We start from the raw sequence: 14,301 nt of genomic DNA, 5'->3' as shown, positions 1-14,301 counted from the left end.
GTCTGGAGTCGTTTTCAGCGTTGCTGAATCGGTGCCAGCGGCCAGAGCGCGTCGACCGGGCGTTCCAGCACGCGCGCGGCGACGGGATGGAATGTCGCGGGCGTCAGCCGGCCCCCGGCCGCCGCGTCCGCGAGCCATTGCTCGATCGATCCGCCGGTCTGGACCCAGCGGTCCTGCCGGAGCAGCCCGTAGAGACCGGCCGCAAGGACGTGCATGCCGTCGTCCGATTTGCGCCAGCGGTCGGCCGGGTTGCGCGCGACACCAAGTGCCTCGCTGATCAACTGGTCGAGCGCCTGGGCAAGGTCTTCGTTCAGCATGCCTTCCAGCGTGGTGTAGCCCCAGCGTGGATCATGCTCGCGCACGATCTTTGGGATCAACGGGTCGCGGGTGAAGATAGCAAGCGCTGCGGTGGCTGCCGGACCGTCCATCTTCACGGGTGGGTGGAGCATTTCGTGCGCGGCGATGCGCACCGTGGTGGCGGTATCGTACTCGGCCGACTGGAGGAACATCTGTCCCTGCACCTTGATGCCGTGCGGCTTGCAGAAATGCAGCAGGACGATCTGGATCTCGGGATCGAAGGTCCGTCCGGTGAGCTTTTCCTGAAGCGAGATCACGTCGAAACTCTTCAGGGCACGGGTCATGTCGGCGATCCGCGTGTCCAGATCGGCGCCGATGCGGTCGGCGCGGAATGCCGCGAAGCCCGCGTCGCGCACCGCGCTGAAGATCGAGTCGAGCCGCGGCGCGGCGGCATCGAACCACGCCCAGTTCCCGGCGTCCCAATAGGGGCTTGCCTTGTAGCTCGGCAGGATCAGATCAGCGCGCGATCGCAACGCGGTCAGCAGCGTCCCGATCGTCGCGTCATTGCCGTTGGCGGAGAACAGCACTGAAAGGGTCGGGCCGAGCAACCCGAAACCTTCCTTGCCCGCTGCCGCCCACAATTGGGGAATGTCGTTTCGTACCGCGTCGGGCAGCTTCGGCGCGAAGGCGGCGACATCCTGTCCGTAGAGATCGGTGTAGAGTTTCGTGCCCGACAGCGGCCCCAGAAAGGCGATGGCATCGAGGCCTTCGGACGAGCGGACCTTCCACCGCGTTCGGTTGGCCCTGGCCTGGCCGAACGCGGGCGGGGCGATGGTGGAGACGAGAAGCGCGGTCAGCGCGCTGGCGATGAAGGATCGGCGATGCATGCCCCGTGACTAGCGGCGCGGGCGCGTCGCCTCTTGTACGGACTTGATCCTCAGCCGGTTCGGCGTGCTTCCGGTAAGCGAGACGATGGCATGGGTCAGGTGCGACTGGTCGGCGAAGCCGGTCTCGGCGGCGAGCGCCGCCATCGATCCGTGCCAGCCGGGCAGCAACCTTGCGGCGCGCAGCGTGCGTTGTTCGAGGCGATAGCGTTTCGGGCTCGTCCCATAGGCGCGGCGGAATCCCCGGCTGAGCGTTTCGGGCGCGATGCCCATGCTGTCCGCCCAATCGGCGAGATGGCGGTCGGGCCCGGTCGCAAGCGCCGCCGCGAGCAGGTCCGGCCAGTCGGACAGGCGCGCTGAGGAAGGCCTGAACATGGCGTATAGCAATTCGGCGGCGGTGCGCGGGTCTCGCTCGGCAAGCCGGGTCACCGCATCGGGATCGTCGACCAGGCCCAGCGTATCCCCGGCCCCGGCTGCCGGCAGCGGCAGGTTGAGCACGGTGGCGCCGGCGCTGGAGAACGCGTCCTGGTGCGATTCATGCGCCCCGTGGATCACCGCATGGCCGGCCTCGACCCGCATCCGTCCCCGGTCCCCTGCCTCGACATAACCCCCGGCGAGCACCAGCGCGACATAGCCCCCGGCATGGCGATGCCGTGCCATGCGCTCCAGCGCGCCATGATGGGAAACACCGGTCATCGAATCGCACGAATCCTTCGCTCTTCCAGTGACACCCTAGCAGCGGGTGCGAGCACGAGAAATCCGTGATCCGGTGGGCGTAGTCCATGGCGTGCGAGCGGCACGATTGAACTTTGTCGCTGTTGCATCATTATTTCCCGCGATGAAGGATCAGAATGGCATCAGGACCGCCCTGCGCATGGCGACGGCGGAGTACCACCAGCGAGTCGACGCTATCTTCTCGACGATGAACCTGGCCGAGGAGCGGGACTATGGTCGCTTCCTGCGTGCCCAGGCTGCCGCCCACATCCCGGTCGAGCGGGCGCTAGACGGCGGGGGTGCGGCATTGGTCCTGGCCGACTGGCCGGAGCGGCGGCGCGCGCATCTTTTGCGCGACGATCTCGCGACAATGGGGCTGGCTGAACCCGCTGCTGAAGAAAGGCCCGAATTCGTCGGCGAAGCCGCGATCCTCGGCGCCGTGTATGTGCTCGAAGGCTCCCGGCTCGGCGGCGCATTGCTGAAAAGGTCGGTGCCACCGTCCTTGCCTGCGACCTTTCTCGGCGCGGGTGATTCGCGTGCGTGGCGACGGCTGCTTGACCTGCTCGCCGCGCGCCTTCGCAGCGACAGGGAAATCCAGATCGCGATCAAGGCAGCGTGCGAGGTGTTCATGCTATTCGAGCGCAGCGGGCGACGCTGTCTGAGGGTGAACTGATCTTGGCGGACGGTATCGGGCGTGTCGATCTCACCAATTGTGATCGTGAGCCAATCCATATCCTGGGCTCGATCCAGCCGATCGGCTTCCTGCTCGCGCTGACCGCTGACTGGATCGTCGCGCGGGCGTCAGCGAACACGGCCGATTTCATCGGTCGCACGCCCCAGGAGGTGATCGGCCAGCCGCTGCGTGATCTCTTCCCGGCCAGGACCGTCCACGAATTGCGCAACCGTACCGCGATGCTGCGCGGCCCGGATGCGGTCGAACGGCTGTTCGATTGTCCTGTGGTGGAGGGCGCGCCGACCTTCGACATCGCCGTGCATTTCTCCGGCAGCCAGATCGTGATCGAGGCCGAACCGGCATCGGGCGAGCATGGCGACGCCACCGGCATGGTCCGCTCGATGATCAGCCGGCTCGACCAGGCACCGGATTCGATGAGCTTCTTCCGCGAAGGCGCGCGCCAGGTCCGCGCGCTGATCGGCTTCGACCGGGTCATGGTCTATCGTTTCGCCCCCGACGATTCGGGCGAGGTGGTGGCCGAGGCATGCAAGCCCGGCATCGGGAATTTTCTTGGCCTGCGCTATCCGGCGAGCGATATCCCGGTCCAGGCGCGCGCGCTGTACAAACGCAACCTGTTGCGCATCATCACTGACGTCGACGCCGTGCCTGTACCCATCGTGCCGGCGCTCGACGAAGCCGGGAAGCCGCTCGACCTGTCGCTGTCGGTGCTGCGCTCGGTCTCGCCGATCCATATCGAATATCTCCGGAACATGGGTGTCGGCGCGTCGATGTCGATCTCGATCATCGTCGACGGCCGTCTCTGGGGGCTGTTCGCCTGCCATCATTATTCCGCCCACTGCCCCAGCTTCGAGCGCCGCTCGGTCAGCGAGCTGTTTGCCCAGATGTTCTCGATGCGCCTCGAAAGCCGTGAGCGGCAAGAGACGGTCGAGTTCGAGCGGCGCGCGCGCGACATCTCGGATCAGCTGCTCGGCGCGGTTGCCTCGGACGAGACGCTGCTCAAGGATCCGGACTGGCTCGGCGACATCCTGACCAACGCGATTCCGGCGGACGGCGTCGGCGTCTGGATATCCGGCAATTACGCCTTTTCCGGCACCACCCCGCCGGCCGATGCGTTCCGCAAGATCATTCGCGCCCTGAACGGCACCGCCGCCGGCAAGGTTTTCGCGACCGATCGTATCGCCTCGATCATGCCGGGCGCCGAGGCATTCGCATCGGCCGCGGCGGGCATGCTCGCAATCCCGATCTCGCGCGCGCCGCGCGACTATGTCGTCCTGTTCCGGTCCGAGCTGATCCGGTCGGTGCGCTGGGCCGGCGATCCGCATAAGCCGGTCGACTATGGCCCGAACGGCCCGCGGCTCACCCCGCGTGAAAGCTTCGCCGAATGGAAGGAACTGGTCGAGGGTCGCTCGCAACCCTTCACCGGGTCGGAACTTCGTGTCGCCGAGACTCTGCGCGCGACCCTGATCGAGGTCGTGCTGCGGCTTGCCGACGAGGCATCGGCCGAGCGTCAGCAGGCCGGTGCGCGGCAGGAATTGCTGATCGCGGAGCTCAACCACCGCGTGCGTAACATATTGGGCGTCATTCGCGGACTGATCCGTCAGTCCCAGCCGACTGAAGACGCGGTGAAGGATTTCGTCCGCGTGGTCGACGGACGAATCCACGCGCTCGCCCGTGCGCACAACCAGATCACCGACGATCATTGGGGCCCGGCCCCGATGCAGGCGCTGATCGATGCCGAGGCGGCCGCCTTTGTCGACGAACGCGAACGGGTCATCTCGCAGGGCGATCCGGTCCTGCTCAACCCCCAGGCCTATTCGACCATGGCGCTGGTGGTGCACGAACTCGTCACCAACTCGACCAAATATGGCAGCCTGTCGGTGCGGGGCGGCGAGGTGCGGATCACCTGGCATCGCAACGAGACGGGCGATCTCGTGCTCCTGTGGAGCGAGTCCGGCGGACCACCGGTCCAGGCGCCGGCCCGCAAGGGCTTCGGCACGACGATCATCGACCGGTCGGTACCTTACGACCTCGGCGGCGCGGCCGGCATCGAATACAAGCCAGGCGGTGTCGAGGCCCGTTTTCGTATTCCGGCGCGCCACGTGTCGGAACCCAAGGCCTTTGCCGGCCCTGCGATCCGTTTCCCGCGTCCGGCCATCGGCCATCCGCAGCAGCCGCCGCATCGGGTGCTGGAGGGGCAGGATCTGTTGCTGGTCGAGGACAGCCTGATCATCGCGCTCGACGCCGAGGATATCGCCGGCCGGCTCGGCGCGGGCAGCGTATCGACCGCCGCGACGGTGGAGGCAGCGCTCGACAGCATCGATGCCGCCCGCCCGACGGTCGCCATGCTCGACATCAACCTGGGGGACCGTACCAGCTTCGCCATCGCCGACCGGCTGATGGACCTTGGCGTGCCTTTCCTGTTCGCGACCGGCTATGGCGAGCAGGCCCTGCTTCCCGAGGACCATCGTGGCCGCACCGTGGTGCAGAAGCCCTATACCCTGGAAAATGTCGCCCGCGCGATGGATGAGCTGCTTGGCATGCACCGCGGCGTGGACGATCGGGCGGGCTAAATGGCACCCCATTGAGAATCAGTTGTTTACGACCCGGTTTTGTAAACATATGAAGAACATATGGCGCAGCTCGACGTACAGCAGAAACTCGAGATTCTGGCGGATGCAGCAAAATATGATGCGTCCTGCGCCTCGTCGGGCAGCGTCAAGCGCAAGTCGCGCGACGGCAAGGGGCTGGGCTCGACCGACGGCGGCATGGGCATCTGCCATGCCTATGCGCCAGACGGCCGCTGCATCAGCCTGCTCAAGATATTGCTGACGAACAGCTGCATTTTCGACTGCCATTATTGCATCAATCGCAAGAGCTCGAACGTCCGCCGCGCCCGGTTCACCGCGCAGGAGGTGGTGAAGCTGACGCTCGCCTTCTACCGCCGCAATTATATCGAGGGGCTGTTCCTCTCCTCCGGTATCATCCGCTCCTCGAACTATACGATGGAGCAGATCGTCGAGGTCGCGCGCTCCTTGCGCGAGGATCATCATTTCCGCGGCTATATCCACCTGAAGAGCATCCCCGATGCCGATCCGGAACTCATCCATCAGGCCGGCCTCCATGCGGATCGCCTCTCGATCAATGTCGAGCTGCCTACCTCGGCGGGCCTGAAGCGCCTCGCGCCTGAAAAGTCGGAAGGCCGGATCGAAGGCGCGATGAAGAGCATGAAAGCCGCGATCCTCGATACCGGAGACGCGACGAAGCGGTACAAATCGGCTCCCAGATTCGCCCCCGCCGGCCAGTCGACCCAGATGATCGTCGGTGCCGATTCAGCGACAGACGGCGATATCGTGCGCAAGGCCTCGGCGCTTTACGGGCGCTTCGGCCTGCGTCGTGTCTATTACTCGGCCTTCAGCCCGATTCCGGACGCAAGCGCGGTACTGCCCCTGCAACGACCCCCGCTGATGCGCGAGCACAGGCTCTATCAGTCCGACTGGCTGATGCGTTTCTATGATTATGCGCCGGTCGAAGTCGTCGCCGCCGCGGATGACGCCACCGGCATGCTCCCGCTCGACATCGATCCGAAGCTAGCCTGGGCGCTCAAGTTCCGTGATCGCTTTCCCGTGGACGTCAACCGGTCACCACGCGAGATGCTCCTCCGTGTGCCGGGGCTTGGCCTGAAGGCGGTCGACGCGATCCTTGCCGCGCGGCGCTGGCGGCGGTTGCACCTCGCCGATGTGGGGCGGCTGACGAACTCGATCGCGAAGGTCCGGCCGTTCCTGATCGCCGAGAACTGGCGCCCCGTCGCGCTCAGCGACCGTGCCGATCTCCGCCCGCTGGTCGCGCCGAAGCGCGAGCAGCTCGAACTGTTTTTTTAGCGGATGCTCTCGATGCGCGACGTGATCGCTGCTTCCAGTGTCTTGCCGGTACCGGCGGCCTCCGGCGTGTCGAACAGGCCGAGCAGGTGCAGCAGCCGGTCTTCGGCGGCCGTGCCGCCGCCGCGCCGGTTGCTGGGATGCGTCCCCTGCATAGCGCCTGAATCGACGAAGCGGCTGCCCCAATTGTCGGCCAGGGCGAGGACCTGCTCGATCATCGGCGAAGGGTCGCTCGCGACGACGGAGGGAAAGGGTAATTTGGTCGCCGGGCTCACCCGCGCTTTGGCTGCGATCGCCGCCTGGCCGAAGCCGATGCTCAGCGGCGACAGGAACACGGCACCGCGAATATGTTCGAGATAGCTGCGCGGCGAGAGCTGCGCCCACCATGCAACCGCCAGGCAGGCCACACCCTGGGCAAGCAGAACGACTGGCTCGCGCGACTTGGTCATAGCCGTGTCGAGCTGTTGGGCCCAGCGGCCGCTATGGAATTTCGTGAGGTCCAGCTCGACCCGTTGCAGGGGGAGCGCTATGGCAGGATCGCCCCGTGCCACGATCAGGACAGGAAGCGGACGGTCGGCAGACGAATCGAGGTCCATGACAGCTCTCCCGTGAACGGGCGTAGCCGTGGCCGCTTTTTGAGCGTGCCGACTCGACTGCGCCCCCGGCCACAAAGCTATTCCTACTCATCGACTAGGCAATGGGCTTTGCGCCAGAATGAAATCGGGTCGAGCCGAGCCGCGTGGAGTCCGGCGGCGTGCCGCGCGGAGAGCGAGTCGCAAGGGAAACAAGTGCCGTTCTGGCTGGTTCGGCAGGCGAATCGCAGCGACAAGCCTGTAGCGGCCTGGACCCGAATCCCGGCCGATCTCGATATCGTGTCCACCGAAGAAGCTGGAGCGCGCCGAAGCGACCCGGCAGGCGGCGAGGGCGCGTGAGCGCGCGGGTCGTCCGCCTGGCTGCACAGGACGATCTCGACGGCTGGCGCAATGCCGCGCGCGCGCTGATCGTCGGGGGCACGGCCCCGGGGGACGTAGTGTGGCAGGTCGGCGATGGGGCGACTGACCTGTTCGCGCGGGAGGACGCATCGCCCTCGTCGCCCCCGCCGCTCCTGCCATCGTCGGATTTCGCCGTACCTCGTGCCTTTCTCGACCTGGTCCGCAAGGCGATCCTGCACGGCGATCCCGAACGCTTCGCGCTGCTCTACAGGATGCTGGCCCGTCTGGGTTCCGAGCCGAAGCTGATGGACGATGCGGCCGATCCGCTGGTTCGCCGGATCGAGAAGCTGGCGACGGAGGTTCGTCGTGACATCCACAAGATGCGGGCGTTCCTGCGCTTTCGCGAGGTCGATGACGGGGCGGGGCCGCGCTTCGTCGCCTGGTTCGAGCCAGACCATCATATCGTGCGTGCCAATGCCGGTTTCTTTCTCGACCGCTTCGCCAGCATGCGCTGGTCGATCCTGACGCCGGCACTTTCGCTGCACTGGGACGGCGTTACGCTCAGCGAAGGACCCGGCGCGGCGAAGGGCGATGCTCCTTCGGGCGATCCCATCGAGGATGTGTGGAAGACCTATTATGCCTCGATCTTCAATCCGGCGCGGATGAAGGTGGGGGCGATGTTGAAGGAGATGCCGCGGAAATATTGGAAAAACATGCCCGAAACCGCGTTGGTGCCCGGATTGATCGCGAGCGCGCAGGCACGGGAGAGCGGCATGATCGCCAAGGCCAAAGTGCATGACGGCGGCGATATCGAGGCCGCGTGGGAGGCCCTGCGTGATGAGGCGGCTGGCTGCACGCGGTGCCATCTCTACAAGCAGGCGACCCGGACGGTGTTCGGCGAAGGGCCGGTCGATGCGGCATTGATGTTCGTCGGCGAACAGCCGGGCGACCGGGAGGACCTTGCGGGCAAGCCGTTCGTCGGCCCGGCAGGCCAGCTGTTCGACCGGGCGATCGCGGCCGCGGGGATCGACCGTTCAGGTGTCTACGTCACCAACGCGGTGAAGCATTTCAAGTTCGAACAGCGCGGCAAGCGCCGCATCCACCAGAAGCCCGATGTTGGGGAGATAACCGCCTGTCGCTGGTGGATCGAGCAGGAGCTGCTGCTGATGAAGCCGAAGGTGACGGTGGCGCTTGGCGCCACGGCGGCGCGTGCGCTGTTCGGCAAGGTCATGGCCATCGGCAAGGAACGTGGCCGGCCGCATATCCTGCCGGGCGGTGGCGAGGCGTGGATCACGGTGCATCCGAGCTTCCTGCTGCGCCTGCCGGACCGGGACGCGGCCGAGCTGGAGTTCGAGGGATTCGTGGAGGACCTGAAGGCAGTGCGCGAACGGGTCGGCTAACCGTCAAGCCCCTCCCCTGAAGGGGAGGGGCTTGAGAAAGAAGGAAAGAAGGCCAGACCCGTCGCCATTTGGTCCAGGTCGAGGCGAAAAGGGTGATGGGCGAGCACCGGAGCGCAGCGCATCGCCCTTTGCAGCCCGGCATGGGCCGAATGGCGATGGGTCTGGTGGGGAGCTTCTGTTGCTCGGTGCCCCCCGGACCGCCGGTGTCCGCTTCTGTTGCCCGGTGCGGCCCGGACCGCGCTTTCGTCCTTAGTAAACTAGACCGTTAGGTCCGGTTTACGCGGCAATCGCGAGTGCTTCGTTGTCGTTAGCACTTGTGGTTTTGAGCCTTTTGCAGGTTACTCAGCCCGGGCAAAAACAGCGCTTTTCAATACACGTCGATCCTGGTTCGACCCCGTCATGACCGGTCCCGAAGGGCCGGTTGTGGTGGAGTCGCCGGGTACTGCCCCCGGGTCCGCTGCATCTATTGCACGCCGCAATTTATCACCATAGCCGACGGCGAACCGGCGGCAGGGCCAATATAGGCGCTGTAAACATAATGAAAAGCCCGCCTTTCACTCGCCACAATATGAGTCCATATCGGGCATGCTATGTTGACTCAGCGTTCCCGTTACGCGCTTCGCGCGATGATATTTCTGGCTGAGGCGCCTGCGGGCGGCCCCCCCATCCCGATGAACCGGATCGCTGCCGAGGCGAATGTCCCGCGCAAGTTCCTGGAACTCATCCTGGCTGACCTGCGCGAGGCGGGCTTTCTTCACAGTCATCGCGGCAAGATGGGCGGCTATTGCCTGTCGCGCCCGACTCACCTGATCTCGCTCGGCGAGATCATCCGGGTGATCGAGGGGCCGCTGGCGCTGGTGCCCTGCGTCAGCCGAACCGCCTATCGTCCCTGCCGTGATTGCAAGGACGAGGCAACCTGCGCCATCCGCCATGCGATGATGCGGGTGCGCGACGAGACGGCGCGAATCCTCGACGGCACCAGCCTGGCCGATGCCCGCGCGGAAGATCTGGCGGCGGCGTAGTCTCTCCTTCTCCCGCCGGGAGAAGGATTCAGTATCCGGGCGACCTACATCGAATCGTCACCCCGGACGTGTTCCGGGGGCCACGGTGCCACCTACCAGCAAGTTTCGACTCTTGCGGCCCGGTGGATGCCGGACTTGTTCCGGCATCGGCCTTGATCGACCGACAGACTCACCGCTTCCGCAGTTCGTCCCGGATTTCGCGCAGCAGCGAGACATCGGCCGGTTCGGCGGCGGGCTCTGCTGCCGGCCGGGCGATCAGCTTGTTGGCGGCGCGCACGATCAGGAAGATGATGAAGGCGAGGATGAGGAAATTGACCGCCTGGGTGATGAACGCGCCATAGCCGAACACCGAAACGCCGGCCTTTTTCAGCGCGGCATAGTCAGTCGATCCGGCCAGCGCCGGCGGCACCTTGCCCAGCACGACGAAATAGCTGGAAAAGTCCAGTCCGCCGAAGATCCGGCCGATCACCGGCATCAGAAGGTCGTCGGTCATCGAGGTGACGATCTTGCCGAAGGCAGCGCCGATGATCACCGCGACCGCGAGATCCAGCACATTGCCCCGGGCGATGAATGTCTTGAACTCCTTGAACATGCAAAGCCTCCATCCGATTTTACTTCCGCGTTCCTACGCTAGTCGCGTATCACGGGCGCGCAAGGGTTGGAGGGATCGTTCATGAAATACCGTGCCGTCTTCGCGCTGATGTCCGCCGTCGCGCTCTCCGCCTGCGGACTCAACAGCGTCCCCACCGCCGAGGAGAATGCCAAGGCGCGCTGGGCCGATGTGCAGAACAATTATCAGCGCCGCGCGGATCTCATCCCCAACCTCGTCGCCACGGTGAAGGCCGCCGGCGCGCAGGAAAAGGACATCCTGGTCCAGGTGACCCAGGCGCGCGCCTCGGCATCGCAGGTGAAGGTTTCCGGCGACGATCTGACCGATCCGACCAAGGTGGCCGCCTATGAGCGGGCGCAGGCCGGCGTGACCCTGAACCTCCAGCGCCTGCAGGAGGCCTATCCCGAGCTCAAGAGCCAGGGCAACTACACTACGCTGATGAGCCAGCTCGAAGGCACCGAGAACCGGATCACGATCGCCCGCAAGGACTATAACGACGCGGTGCAGGCCTATAATACCCGCATCCGCACCTTCCCGGACGCGATCGGCGCCAAGATATTCTACGGCGCGAAGCCGATGACCCCGTTCGCGGCGACGACGCCCGGCGCGGAAGCGGCGCCGGCGGTCAATTTCGGCAACACCAACTGATCAGACCCTTCGCCTTGTTGCTGGTCCTGGCCGGGTGCGGAACCGCCGCCCCGGTCAAGCCGGCCGCGCCGGCGGGATATGATTTCCCCGCCCTGACGGATCGCGTCGTCGATGCGGCGAAGCTGCTGCCGCCACCCGTGCGATCGTCGATGTCGACCAGGTTGGCGGCGCTCGAGAAGGACGCCGGCCATCAATTCGTGGTCGTCACCGTGCCGAGCCTCACCGGGCACACGATCGAGGATTATGGCGTTACCCTGCTGCGGACCTGGGGGATTGGTCGCAAGGACATCAACGACGGCGTGTTGCTGATCGTGGCGCCCCGGGAACGCAAGGTGCGCATCGAAGTCGGCTACGGACTGGAAGCCGCGCTTCGCGACGAAGAAGCGAAGGCCGTTATCGATACAGCGATCCTGCCCGCATTTCGCAAGGGCGATTATCCCGGCGGTATCGCCGCCGGCGTCGATGGCGTGATCCGGGAAATCGCGCCTGCAAAAAGGCTTGCCGCATGAATTTCCTCCGCATGATCCTCCTGGCGACGCTGATGCTCGCCGGTGTCCCTGCCGCCGGCCAGACCCTGCCCAAGCTCACCGGCCGGGTGGTCGACGCGGCGAACCTGCTATCGCCGGAGCAGCAGGCGCAACTGACCCAATTGTCGGACGACATCGAAAAGGCATCGTCGCGGCAGCTCGTCGTCGCCACGATCCCCGATCTCCAGGACTATCCGATCGAGGAATATGGCAACAAGCTCATCCGCGACTGGGCGATCGGACAGAAGGGCGCCAATAACGGCATCATCCTCATCGTCGCCCCGAAAGAGCGCAAGGTGAGGATCGAGGTCGGCTACGGGCTCGAACCGATCATGACCGATGCGCTGTCGAGCGTGATCATCAACGACACGATCCTGCCGCGGTTCAAGGCGGGCGACATGGCCGGCGGCATCGTCGCGGGCGCCGATGCGATCGGCCAGCAGATGAAGCTGCCACTCGAAGCCGCCGAGGCGCGCGCGCTGCAGCAGACCAGCAAGCCCGTCGCGCGCCCGCAATCGAGGAACAATGGCGGCGGCATCCCCTTTGTCGTGGTGTTCTGGATCGTCGTGGTCGCCTTCGTCGTCCTGTCCCGGTTCCGCCGCGGCACCAGCGGCCAGCGCTATCGCGGCGGTATCGCGCCGGTGGTCCTGTGGGGGCCCGGGCTAGGCGGCGGGTCCGGCGGCGGCTGGAGCAGCGGCTGGGGTGGAGATAGTGGCGGCGGCGGCGGTTCCGACTGGGGCGGCGGAGGCGGCTTTTCCGGCGGCGGCGGGTCCGGTGGTGGCGGCGGCGCGTCGGGGAGCTGGTGATGGCGCGTACCGCTCATCTCAATGCCGAGGGTCGCGCGCTGGTCGCCGCTGCGGTCACGCGCGCCGAGCAGGGCACTGACGGCGAGATCGTGACGATTGTCAGCCAGCGTTCGGACCAGTATCATGATGCGGCGCTTCACTACGCCTTTGCCGCGGCGCTCGCGGTGATCGCGCTGGCGGCGATGAGTCCGGCCACGTTCGAAGCGAAGTTCGGCTGGTTCTCGAACGGCTGGGGTGAAGCGTCTTCCCGCACGATCCTTTTCTCCGTGCTGATCGCCGAGACGATCATCTTCCTGATCGTGCGCTACACGCTCGCCTGGGCGCCGCTGCGCATGGCGCTCACCCCGCGCGGCACGCGGTCGCGGCGGGTGCGGCGGCGCGCGATCCAGTATTTCAAGGTCGGGGCGGAGCGCCGGACCGAGGCGCGGGTCGGCATCCTGCTTTATCTCTCGCTCGACGAGCGAATCGCCGAGATCGTCGCCGACGAGGCGATCCACAAGGCAGTGCCGGCCGAGCGCTGGGGCGAGGCGATGACCGCGCTGGTCGACGAGGTCCGCGCCGGCCGCCCGGCCGAGGGGATGGCCGCTGCAGTGACTCGGATCGGCGCGATCCTGTCGGAGAATTTCCCCAAGACCGAAACCGACCGCAATGAACTTCCGGACAGGCTGATCCAACTATGAATTCACCCGCCGACACGGTCTGGGAAGGCAAGTACATCCTCGTGAAGAAACAGGGCACCTGGGAATATGTTTCCCGGGCGCGCAACATCCAGGCGGCGGTGATTCTGGCGATCGACGAGGGCGAGGTGATCCTGGTCGAGCAATATCGCGTGCCGCTGGGCAAGCGCTGCCTCGAATTGCCCGCCGGCCTGGTTGGCGACGAGGAGGAGGGCGAGGCCCCCGAAACCTCGGCCGCGCGCGAGCTTGAGGAGGAGACCGGCTATCGTCCGGCGGCGGTCGAGACGATCGGCTATTTCCAGTCGTCGCCCGGCATGGTCTCGGAAGGCTTCACGCTGGTCCGCGCGACGGGCCTGACCAGGGTGAGCGACGGCGGCGGGCATGGTGACGAGGACATCACCGTCCACCGCGTGCCGCTGGACGGAATCGCCGATTTCGTCGCGGCCAAACGGGCCGAGGGCGTGGCGATCGACGTCCGGATGCTGCTGTTGCTCAGCCAGTCGATCCTGGGCTGACGCTGGTCGGGTTCGAGCCGGGAAAGCCCCGGCTCACTCGCCTCCGGTTCACCGGGCCCCGACTCACTCGGTCTTGTGCGCTGCCTCGAAGCTCAGCCGGTCCCAATAGCCCCGCTGCAGCGCGATCTGGCCATCGATCACGTGGAAGAAGCCGCATCCGCGCAGCCCCTTGGGGTCGCGCCATTCGAGGATCGCCCATTCGCCATCCTCGAACAGATTCTCGGGGATGCACTCCATCCGCGCGGCGGCGAATTCATGTTCGAACATCGCGCGGATTGCCTCGCGACCGTGCACCGGTTCGAGCGCGACCTGGTGGTTGGTCGCGTCAGGCCGGTACAGCGCGGCGAGCGCATCGACATCGGCATTGTTGAACGCGGCGATCCAGCGCCGCACCACCAGCTTAGCGCTCATCTGAAATTATCGGCATAGGCCTGAAGCTTGAGCTTGCGCTCCGGCGCCGCGATGACGGTGAAGGCCAGGCCCTCGCGCTCGGCATAGGCGATCGCCGCTTCCTGCGTCGGGAAGCCAAGCCGCACCTGCTCGCGCGTGTCGCCCGAGCCAGCCCAGCCGGTCAGCGGGTCGGGGCGCTTCGCCTCGGCGGGCTCGAATTCGAGCAGCCATGCGTCGGTGCGCGCGCGGCCTGATTGCATCGCGTTCTTGGGGCGCTGGAAGATGCGGGCGGTGGCCATGGCGTGTACGT

Annotated in this window: 16 protein-coding genes and 1 other RNA gene; 10 read left to right on the top strand and 7 right to left on the bottom strand. The window is 65.9% G+C overall.

All coding sequences use genetic code 11. The annotated features are described in order from the left end of the window. Positions 1 to 14: 14 nt before the first annotated feature. Together P0Y59_16660 and P0Y59_16655 are read right to left on the bottom strand one after the other, a co-directional pair. A complete protein-coding gene (locus P0Y59_16660; protein ID WEJ98565.1) occupies positions 15 to 1,184 on the bottom strand; it encodes a hypothetical protein in 1,170 nt (389 codons plus the stop codon). Positions 1,185 to 1,193: 9 nt separating this feature from the next. Beyond that, positions 1,194 to 1,877: a helix-turn-helix transcriptional regulator gene (locus P0Y59_16655; GenBank protein WEJ98564.1), complete on the bottom strand. Its 684-nt coding sequence runs from the start codon at positions 1,875 to 1,877 to the stop codon at positions 1,194 to 1,196. 142 nt (positions 1,878 to 2,019) lie between these two features. Between P0Y59_16655 and P0Y59_16650 the strand changes: the two genes are divergently transcribed. Genes P0Y59_16650 through P0Y59_16640 form a run of 3 tightly spaced genes read left to right on the top strand, consistent with a single transcriptional unit; the run spans position 2,020 to position 6,467 of the window. Continuing rightward, on the top strand, positions 2,020 to 2,568 hold the full coding sequence (locus tag P0Y59_16650; protein ID WEJ98563.1) for a biliverdin-producing heme oxygenase: 549 nt from the start codon (positions 2,020 to 2,022) through the stop codon (positions 2,566 to 2,568). A 2-nt stretch (positions 2,569 to 2,570) separates the two neighbouring features. Next, a complete protein-coding gene (locus P0Y59_16645) occupies positions 2,571 to 5,159 on the top strand; it encodes an HWE histidine kinase domain-containing protein (protein ID WEJ98562.1) in 2,589 nt (862 codons plus the stop codon). Between the two features lie 60 nt (positions 5,160 to 5,219). Beyond that, complete coding sequence (locus P0Y59_16640; GenBank protein WEJ98561.1) at positions 5,220 to 6,467, top strand: putative DNA modification/repair radical SAM protein; 1,248 nt, start codon at positions 5,220 to 5,222, stop codon at positions 6,465 to 6,467. Here the strand turns inward: P0Y59_16640 and P0Y59_16635 are convergent. Next, positions 6,464 to 7,060: an alpha/beta hydrolase gene (locus P0Y59_16635; protein ID WEJ98560.1), complete on the bottom strand. Its 597-nt coding sequence runs from the start codon at positions 7,058 to 7,060 to the stop codon at positions 6,464 to 6,466. The genes P0Y59_16640 and P0Y59_16635 overlap by 4 nt on opposite strands. 332 nt (positions 7,061 to 7,392) lie before the next feature. On the opposite strand from P0Y59_16635, the gene P0Y59_16630 reads away from it, so the two are divergent. Then, a complete protein-coding gene (locus P0Y59_16630) occupies positions 7,393 to 8,796 on the top strand; it encodes a UdgX family uracil-DNA binding protein (GenBank protein WEJ98559.1) in 1,404 nt (467 codons plus the stop codon). Positions 8,797 to 8,998: 202 nt separating this feature from the next. Here P0Y59_16630 and ssrA read toward each other — a convergent pair. Further along, positions 8,999 to 9,345, bottom strand: a transfer-messenger RNA (tmRNA) gene (gene ssrA, locus P0Y59_16625). Positions 9,346 to 9,386: 41 nt separating this feature from the next. Here ssrA and P0Y59_16620 point away from each other — a divergent pair. After that, positions 9,387 to 9,818, top strand: coding sequence for an Rrf2 family transcriptional regulator (locus P0Y59_16620; GenBank protein WEJ98558.1), 432 nt, complete (start codon positions 9,387 to 9,389; stop codon positions 9,816 to 9,818). A gap of 169 nt (positions 9,819 to 9,987) precedes the next feature. Here the strand turns inward: P0Y59_16620 and mscL are convergent, their stop codons facing one another. Continuing rightward, positions 9,988 to 10,410: a large conductance mechanosensitive channel protein MscL gene (gene mscL / locus P0Y59_16615; protein WEJ98557.1), complete on the bottom strand. Its 423-nt coding sequence runs from the start codon at positions 10,408 to 10,410 to the stop codon at positions 9,988 to 9,990. Between the two features lie 81 nt (positions 10,411 to 10,491). Here mscL and P0Y59_16610 point away from each other — a divergent pair, with 81 nt between their 5' ends. The 5 genes from P0Y59_16610 to P0Y59_16590 are packed head-to-tail and all read left to right on the top strand — an operon-like array spanning position 10,492 to position 13,601. Continuing rightward, positions 10,492 to 11,076, top strand: a complete 585-nt coding sequence (locus tag P0Y59_16610) for a LemA family protein (protein ID WEJ98556.1) — start codon at positions 10,492 to 10,494, stop codon at positions 11,074 to 11,076. A gap of 17 nt (positions 11,077 to 11,093) precedes the next feature. Then, positions 11,094 to 11,585 carry a TPM domain-containing protein gene (locus tag P0Y59_16605; protein ID WEK02604.1) on the top strand — a complete coding sequence of 164 codons (492 nt, stop codon included), beginning with the start codon at positions 11,094 to 11,096 and terminating at the stop codon, positions 11,583 to 11,585. Continuing rightward, on the top strand, positions 11,582 to 12,409 hold the full coding sequence (locus P0Y59_16600; GenBank protein WEJ98555.1) for a TPM domain-containing protein: 828 nt from the start codon (positions 11,582 to 11,584) through the stop codon (positions 12,407 to 12,409). Before P0Y59_16605 ends, P0Y59_16600 begins: the two co-directional genes overlap by 4 nt. Beyond that, the gene (locus P0Y59_16595; GenBank protein ID WEJ98554.1) at positions 12,409 to 13,089 is read left to right on the top strand and encodes a TPM domain-containing protein; all 681 of its coding nucleotides are present in this window, start codon (positions 12,409 to 12,411) and stop codon (positions 13,087 to 13,089) included. The genes P0Y59_16600 and P0Y59_16595 overlap by 1 nt, the downstream gene beginning before the upstream one ends. Continuing rightward, on the top strand, positions 13,086 to 13,601 hold the full coding sequence (locus tag P0Y59_16590; GenBank protein ID WEJ98553.1) for an NUDIX hydrolase: 516 nt from the start codon (positions 13,086 to 13,088) through the stop codon (positions 13,599 to 13,601). The genes P0Y59_16595 and P0Y59_16590 overlap by 4 nt, the downstream gene beginning before the upstream one ends. A 63-nt stretch (positions 13,602 to 13,664) precedes the next feature. Here P0Y59_16590 and P0Y59_16585 read toward each other — a convergent pair whose 3' ends face one another. Together P0Y59_16585 and P0Y59_16580 are read right to left on the bottom strand one after the other, a co-directional pair. Then, a complete protein-coding gene (locus tag P0Y59_16585) occupies positions 13,665 to 14,012 on the bottom strand; it encodes a nuclear transport factor 2 family protein (protein ID WEJ98552.1) in 348 nt (115 codons plus the stop codon). After that, positions 14,009 to 14,290, bottom strand: a complete 282-nt coding sequence (locus tag P0Y59_16580; GenBank protein WEJ98551.1) for an ETC complex I subunit — start codon at positions 14,288 to 14,290, stop codon at positions 14,009 to 14,011. The genes P0Y59_16585 and P0Y59_16580 overlap by 4 nt, the downstream gene beginning before the upstream one ends. Positions 14,291 to 14,301: the final 11 nt, after the last annotated feature.

The organism is Candidatus Sphingomonas phytovorans (assembly GCA_029202385.1).
Classification (GTDB): Bacteria; Pseudomonadota; Alphaproteobacteria; order Sphingomonadales; family Sphingomonadaceae; genus Sphingomonas; species Sphingomonas phytovorans.
Note: the sequence above shows the minus strand (reverse complement) of the source record. Positions and strands in the feature narration are given on the sequence as shown.